The sequence below is a fragment of the Streptococcus acidominimus genome, from assembly GCF_001921825.1.
Classification (GTDB): domain Bacteria; phylum Bacillota; class Bacilli; order Lactobacillales; family Streptococcaceae; genus Streptococcus; species Streptococcus acidominimus.
The window spans coordinates 1-1,014 of the sequence record NZ_MSJL01000111.1 but is presented as its reverse complement, the minus strand read 5'-3'; the positions used below and the strand labels follow the sequence as shown (position 1 = coordinate 1,014).

At 47.4% G+C, this 1,014-nt stretch carries 1 protein-coding gene; it reads left to right on the top strand.

Going from position 1 to position 1,014, the window contains the following annotated elements:
• The coding region (locus BU200_RS10565; RefSeq protein WP_142237055.1) for a DUF1542 domain-containing protein at window positions 1–1,014 on the top strand (1,014 nt) is incomplete at both ends.

The following is a 1,014-nucleotide window of genomic DNA, read 5'->3' as shown; positions in this document are numbered from 1 at the left end:
GCGTAGAAACAGCTAAGACAGCAGGAGTAGATAGTATCAGTGCCATCAACCCACCAGCAACTGCTAAGGACACAGCTAAGACAGCGATTGATACCGCTGCCGCAGCCAAGAAGCAGGAGATTGACAACCGTCAAGACTTGACAGATGAGGAAAAGGCAGCTGCTAAGTCAGATGTAGATACCAAGGCAAGCGAAGCTAAATCAGCTATCGACAGCGCTACAACAAACGCTGGCGTAGAAACAGCTAAGACAGCAGGAGTAGATAGTATCAGTGCTATCAACCCACCAGCGACCGCTAAGGACACAGCTAAGACAGCGATTGATACCGCTGCCGAAGCTAAGAAGCAAGCAATTGACAATCGCAAGGACTTGACGGACGAGGAGAAAGCAGCCGCTAAGTCAGATGTAGATACCAAGGCAAGTGAAGCTAAATCAGCTATTGATGCAGCAACCACTAACGAAGCAGTAGAAACAGCTAAGACAGCAGGCACAGAATCAATTTCTTCAGTTAATCCCCCAGCAACTGCTAAGGACACAGCTAAGTCAGCGATTGATACCGCTGCCGCAGCCAAGAAGCAAGAAATTGACAACCGCCAAGACTTGACAGATGAGGAAAAGGCAGCTGCTAAGGCAGATGTAGATACCAAGGCAAATGAAGCTAAATCAGCTATTGATGCAGCAACCACTAACGAAGCAGTAGAAACCGCTAAGACAGCAGGCACAGAATCAATTTCTTCAGTTAATCCCCCAGCAACTGCTAAGGACACAGCTAAGACAGCGATTGATACCGCTGCCGAAGCTAAGAAGCAAGCAATTGACAATCGCCAAGACTTGACGGACGAGGAGAAAGCAGCCGCAAAGTCAGATGTAGATACCAAGGCAAATGATGCTAAATCAGCTATTGATGCAGCAACCACTAACGAAGCAGTAGAAACAGCTAAGACAGCAGGCACAGAATCAATTTCTTCAGTTAATCCACCAGCAACTGCTAAGGATACCGCTAAGACAGCGATTG